Origin of the sequence: Bacillus hominis (assembly GCF_018332515.1) — a bacterium.
Taxonomy (GTDB): Bacteria; Bacillota; Bacilli; order Bacillales; family Bacillaceae_G; genus Bacillus_A; species Bacillus_A hominis.
In genome coordinates, this window is record NZ_BOQD01000255.1 from 1 (window position 1) to 5,807 (window position 5,807).

6 protein-coding genes are annotated in these 5,807 nt (G+C 35.4%); 3 read left to right on the forward strand and 3 right to left on the reverse strand.

Annotation, left to right across the window (positions count from 1 at the left end; translation table 11 throughout):
- Together KI356_RS21250 and KI356_RS21255 are read left to right on the forward strand one after the other, a co-directional pair.
- The coding region (locus KI356_RS21250; RefSeq protein ID WP_212936370.1) for a His/Gly/Thr/Pro-type tRNA ligase C-terminal domain-containing protein at positions 1-748 on the forward strand (748 nt) is incomplete at its 5' end.
- A gap of 168 nt (positions 749-916) precedes the next feature.
- Positions 917-1,225: a hypothetical protein gene (locus KI356_RS21255; protein ID WP_212936371.1), complete on the forward strand. Its 309-nt coding sequence runs from the start codon at positions 917-919 to the stop codon at positions 1,223-1,225.
- An 89-nt stretch (positions 1,226-1,314) separates the two neighbouring features.
- On the opposite strand, the gene KI356_RS21260 is transcribed toward KI356_RS21255, so the two are convergent.
- Both KI356_RS21260 and KI356_RS21265 read right to left on the reverse strand, forming a co-directional pair.
- Positions 1,315-1,596, reverse strand: a complete 282-nt coding sequence (locus KI356_RS21260; protein ID WP_205685959.1) for a DUF1292 domain-containing protein — start codon at positions 1,594-1,596, stop codon at positions 1,315-1,317.
- A 162-nt stretch (positions 1,597-1,758) separates the two neighbouring features.
- Positions 1,759-2,811: a pyruvate kinase gene (locus KI356_RS21265; protein WP_212936372.1), complete on the reverse strand. Its 1,053-nt coding sequence runs from the start codon at positions 2,809-2,811 to the stop codon at positions 1,759-1,761.
- A 269-nt stretch (positions 2,812-3,080) separates the two neighbouring features.
- Here KI356_RS21265 and KI356_RS21270 point away from each other — a divergent pair, with 269 nt between their 5' ends.
- On the forward strand, positions 3,081-4,754 hold the full coding sequence (locus KI356_RS21270) for an alkaline phosphatase (protein ID WP_212936373.1): 1,674 nt from the start codon (positions 3,081-3,083) through the stop codon (positions 4,752-4,754).
- A gap of 128 nt (positions 4,755-4,882) precedes the next feature.
- On the opposite strand, the gene KI356_RS21275 is transcribed toward KI356_RS21270, so the two are convergent.
- Positions 4,883-5,593: a hypothetical protein gene (locus KI356_RS21275; RefSeq protein WP_212936374.1), complete on the reverse strand. Its 711-nt coding sequence runs from the start codon at positions 5,591-5,593 to the stop codon at positions 4,883-4,885.
- Positions 5,594-5,807: the final 214 nt, after the last annotated feature.

Genomic DNA, 5,807 nt, shown 5'->3' on the forward strand with positions numbered 1-5,807 from the left:
AATTTTATCATTAGACAAAATCGAAAAGATTGGGATTGATGGTGTACGGAAAGATTTATTAGCGCGAGGGATTACCACGCAAACAGTAGAGTCAGTATGTACTACCGTTTTATCTTGTATGAAGTTTAAGCTTACTGAATTTGAAGAAGCATTTAATAATCCACTCGTTACCGATGGAATAAACGAATTACAACAATTGCAGCAATATTTAATCGCCCTCGGAATTAATGAAAATACGATATTCAATCCGTTTTTAGCAAGAGGACTCACAATGTATACAGGTACTGTGTATGAAATTTTTCTAAAAGACGGCACGATTACATCTAGCATTGGTAGCGGTGGTCGTTACGATAATATTATCGGAGCATTCCGTGGTGATAATATGAACTATCCAACAGTCGGTATTTCATTCGGTTTAGATGTCATTTATACAGCTCTATCACAAAAAGAAACAATATCATCTACAGCCGATTTATTTATCATCCCACTCGGGACAGAATTACAATGCTTGCAAATTGCACAGCAATTACGTTCCAATACTTCATTAAAAGTCGAACTTGAACTAGCAGGACGCAAACTAAAACGTGCCCTTAATTATGCAAACAAAGAGAATATCCCATATGTACTTATTATTGGTGAAGAAGAAATTGTGACAGAAACCGTTGTGTTGCGCAATATGAAGGAAGGTAGTGAAGTGAAGGTTCCCCTTTCTTCTTTAGAGAATAACACATTTAATAACTATATATAATAAGTGCCACCCTCATGGGGGTGGTTTTTCTAGTGAATAAATAAAAAAACTATGTATTTTACATAATATAATTATCGATCACTATAAATGTGAACAAAAAACATGTCCATCCACCCACTATATTTGGTACCATATTCATACGTACATATTATTTAGGAGGAATTAACTTTGAAGACAGTCGTAAAAGCACTAAAGTGGACTACAGGTATCTCTCATCTTTCATTAATTCCTTATTATTTACTTCAAGGACTAGTTGACTTATACGGGATACCGCTACTTACAGTAATTACTTTACACATCATTACAATTTTATTAGCTAAAAAGGAAGGCATGAAAACCTATGCTAATTATATAGGAATCCTTACTATTCTAATTGCTTTCTTTCCCTATATACAAATCGCTATACATATTATAGCGTCGATTTTCCTTCTATTAGATGCAGCTTCCACGAACACAAAAGAAGTTTATGATTCATAGTGGATTGAAAACAGAAATTAGAGGAAGATTTTTCAACCATATACAAAAAAGAGGGCAGATATGCATCTCCCTCTTTTGTCTAACTATTTTTATTCTTGTTCTTGCTCGTCCAAAATCTTCTCAAACGCAGCAGATACTTTTTCAAATTCCTCGTCATTCTCTATGTATGAGAATTCATTATCTTCTTCTACTTTTAAAAAGAAGATATCAATGTCTTCCTCTGTTTCTGTTTGAATGTCTTCTACAAAGGCAACCGCAATGTATTCTGCTCCTTCGACATCCATCGCTCCAAGCACTTCAACTTCCTGCTCTTCATTATTCTCATCGCTAAGACTAAAAATTTCGCCTACTTCAATTGCTTCCATATTCATTCTCCTCCTATCATACTCTAAAAAATAAAACGTTTAAATTGCACACTTACTAACATATCTTTCCATAAAAAAGTTGAATTCATACAGAAAGAACAACAAATTCTTGCTGGTTCAGCATAAGTATTCAATTAATACTATAATCGATAAATATAAATTTTCATACTAAAGAGACTTATGTAGTAATTCCAGTACATCTTTCATCGCAAAAGGACCGTCTTTTTTTACATGCTCTGCAAATTCAGAAATGAGACGTAATGTTTTCACACTTTCGATCGGATGATCCCCTGACGCACTTTCAGCAGAAAGCATAACAGCATTCGTTCCGTCCAATACAGCTTGAAATACATCAGTCACCTCAGCTCTTGTAGGAATAGAATGATCTACCATAGATTGAAGCATCTGTGTCGCTGTAATTACATATGTATTCGATCGATTGCACTCACGAATCATCATTTTTTGTAACAGTGGAATAAATTGATACGGCAATTCTACACCTAAATCTCCTCTTGCGATCATAATCCCATCCGCTTCTTTGCATATGTCTTGAAAATTCTCGATAGCTTCCATCGTTTCTATTTTTGCAATTAAATTCGGGGAAGTTTCTTTATGTTCTTGTATAAAATCTCGTATTTCCTTTATATGACTAGGTTTTCGCACAAAGGAACACGCAATAAAATCAACATTTTCTTCTAAAAGAAACTGAATATCTTTTTTATCTTTCTCTGTAATAGCTGGTAAACTAACAATTGCACCTGGTAAGTTTACCCCTTTATGAGAGGCAATATTTCCACCTGTTTTTATCCTCGTTTCTATTTTGTCCGCACTTACCTTTTCAACAATTAACTCAACTTCTCCATCATTAATAAGAATCCTACTTCCAACTTTCACGTCGTTCGCAATCCCTACATAATCAACACTTGCTTCTTTTTTATTCCCTTCAACTGGATGAGTATGTAAAATAAATAACTCCCCTGCTTCAAGGGTAATTTGTTCCTCTTTCATTTCACCCAATCTTATTTTAGGACCTTGTACATCCCCTAGAATTTTAATAGAATCGTCTAACGATTTTACTAAACGAATGATGTCTTTATGACTTTCATGCGTGCCATGTGATAAATTCAGCCGAACAATTTTCATACCATTGTTTATTAACTGAGTTAATGTTTCTTCATTATTACTTGCTGGCCCAATTGTACAAACTCGATCAATTGTCATTTTCCCACCATCCTTTTTCAAATGTTTCCCTAAAAACAAAGAGAAGATTCTTTTTATAGGAAAGACCGTACAACTTAAAGGTGCACAGAGGTTTTATATGCGGAGAAGAGATTGCTGAAGAAGTAGCTTGAATTTAACTTTTTGTGTCCAATATTTTGACTCAATCGTTATTGTTAGTTTCGTTGCAATAGGGTACTACTAATAATAAATCTTGTTTTACATACGAACGTTAGATTGTTATATCGAAAACAACCTATGGAGGAACCACAATGACTAATCTTCGTAAAAAAATAATGGGACTAATATTAGCAGGAACGGTAGCACTAGGTTCATTAGCTACAGGAAGCATTATGAAAGATAACGCGGTACAAGCTGAGGTGAAAAAAGCAGGAAAGCAACCTAAAAATGTAATTTTCATGGTTATAGATGGGACAAGCTCTTCTGTTACAACATTAGCCCGATGGTACAAAGGTTCACCTCTTGCACTAGATCAAATTGTATCCGGAGGTGTTCGTACTTATTCAGCAGAATCGGCTATTACGGACTCTGCACCGGCAGCCACAGCTTTAGCGACAGGAAATAAATCCAATTCAGGCTACGTGGGCGTATTACCTTCTGTTGTGAACTCACCTGGCTTAGAACCAGTGAAAGAAGACTGCAAGTTTCGTCCAGTTGCCAACGTCTTAGAAGGCGCAGAACGTTCAGGCCGCGCGACAGGAATCATTGCTACATCAGAAATTCAGCATGCTACTCCGGCTAGCTTCTCTGCTCATCATGCTAACCGCAAGAATTTTGAAGTGCTTGGTGAACAGCAAGTTTATCAAAATATAGAAGTTGTATTAGGTGGTGGAAAGGCAGCACTTCAGCCCAAGGCAAGTAACGGAATTCGTAAAGACAACGAAGATTTAGTAAAAGTAATTCGAGGAAAAGGGTACGACTTTGTCGAAACAAAAGATGCGTTATTAAACTCCAAATCAAATAAAATCTGGGGTTCTTTCTCTAATACTGCCCTTGCGTTCGATATGGATCGTGAAGCAAATCATCCCGAGCAGCCAACTCTTTCCCAGATGACGAGAAAAGCAATTCAAACATTATCAAAAGATAAAGATGGTTTCTTCTTATTCGTAGAAGGCAGTAAGGCAGATTGGGCAGCACATGCAAATGATCCAATCGGGATGATTAGTGATGTATTGGCGTTTGATGATGCGGTTACCGAAGCATTAGAATTTGCAAAGAAAGATGGTAACACTATGGTCATTGCTTTAGCAGATCATGGTAATAGCGGTATTTCCATTGGTAACAGCAATACCACAAAAGGCTATGATACTACACCAGTATCAGCTTACATTGACCCACTGAAAAAGGCAAAAATGACACTTGAAGGTGCTACCAATAAACTAAAAGATGATTTATCTAATATAAAAGAAGTAGCTACACTTTACGGTTTAGACAACCTAACTGATGATGAAAGAGAAAAGTTAAAAGCTATACATAAGAAAGCTGATGTAGGTCCGATCCTAACTAAATTATTGGCCAACCGTGCGAACATCGGTTTTACAACTGGTGGTCATACGGGTGAAGATGTATTCTTATATTCTTACGGTCCTCAAAAGCCATACGGTTTAGTCCAAAATACAGACATTGCGAAGACAATGGCCAAAGCAATGGGCTTTCAATTAGGAGAAATAACTAAGAAATTATTTTTAGATGCTGAAACAGCCTTTAAACAAATTGGTGCAACTGTAACGATTGACAAAAAAGATGCACGAAACCCGGCGCTTGTAGTAAAACGTAATAATACGGAGGCTAAATTGTTTGTTAATAAAAACATTATCTGTATCGGTGGGAAAGATTATGAATTAGAAAGCATCGTTGTAGAAAGCAACGGGAAATTCTATGTACCTGAAAAAGCTATTCGACTATTCACAAAGCATTCTCGTTAAAAAAGATTAAATAGTTATCACTCTTTTTTCTCATTGTGATGTTCCTTTCAAATGTAGTCTTTATTTCTTAACACTCAATGAGAATGTACAACAAACAAAAGCCTACTCACACGAGTAGGCTTTTGAAACTATGAAAGCTTCGTTAATAATTGATTTAAATCTTTTTTCGTTTTCATCGTTAATGACTTCATTTTATTAACATCTATCTTTTCTTTTTCCGCTCCTATAATTAATGGATACAAACTTTGGCCAATTGTTTTGTATTCAGTTCGATGTGATGTTTCTAGATCATTTTCAATTACATCCCACTTCTCATTAATTTGTTTTCCAAGTTTATTTACTGTTTCTAATTTAGGATTTGCAGCTAATTGCTTGTCTAAGCTGTCAACTAACGCAACAACTTCTTTTACACTTGTTTTCACAGCAACACTTTTCTTCGGATCTTTCGTTGTTTTTCCGTTATTGCTTGTACTTGTGCTTTGATCTGTTGTTTTCCCGCTAGTAGTTTGATCATTTGTTTTTCCTGTCGTCTCTTTTTCTTTTGTTTTCACATTCTCGTTTTGAGTTGACGTTTTGCCGTTACTTTCTGTTCCTGACGATTCCTTTGTATTTTTTGTATCTTTATCTGTTTTTTCATTCGAAGAAGTATTTGTGTCTTTTTCACTATCTTTCGTTGTTTTTGACGCTTCATCTGCACTTGTCGTTTTTGATTGCTCTTCATTTTGTGTAGTAGCTTGATCCTTCTTCGCTTCCTCTTTATCTGTGAAGCTACTACAAGCTGCCATTGTAAGCATTGTACCAATTGCTACTGATGCGATAGCGACCTTTTTCATTTTCATATAAATCCCCCTATGTTTATATAATTTATCCTCCCCTTTACGATTCGATTTCCCCTTAAAAAATCCCTTTTCATACGAATCACCATCTTTCCGACAGTAATCTTCATAATAATACGTACAAAAAACGATAAATTTATTTTAATATTCGAGTTTCTTCTACTTCATTTTTCTCCTCTGTAGCAAAAGAAAAAGAGTATATTGTCACATGAAGATT